The sequence below is a fragment of the Undibacterium sp. Jales W-56 genome (assembly GCF_025548535.1).
Taxonomy (GTDB): Bacteria; Pseudomonadota; Gammaproteobacteria; order Burkholderiales; family Burkholderiaceae_D; genus Undibacterium.
Window position 1 is genome coordinate 1 of the sequence record NZ_JAJLQW010000017.1, and the last position, 286, is coordinate 286.

The following is a 286-nucleotide window of genomic DNA, read 5'->3' on the forward strand; positions in this document are numbered from 1 at the left end:
TTCGCGGACTTCCATTTCGACCAGTTCCAGCAACTCTGCGTCGTCAACCATGTCGCATTTGTTCAGGAACACGATGATGTAGGGTACGCCAACCTGGCGCGCCAGCAGGATGTGTTCGCGAGTTTGCGGCATTGGGCCGTCTGCTGCGGAGCAGACCAGGATCGCGCCGTCCATCTGGGCGGCACCGGTGATCATGTTTTTGACATAATCGGCGTGGCCTGGGCAGTCGACGTGGGCGTAGTGGCGGCCGGCTGTTTCGTATTCGACGTGGGCGGTGTTAATCGTA

At 59.1% G+C, this 286-nt stretch carries 1 protein-coding gene; it reads right to left on the reverse strand.

Annotation, left to right across the window (positions count from 1 at the left end; all coding sequences use genetic code 11):
* A partial coding sequence (locus LPB67_RS19080; protein WP_262838924.1) for a GTP-binding protein occupies window positions 1-286 on the reverse strand: 286 nt, incomplete at both ends.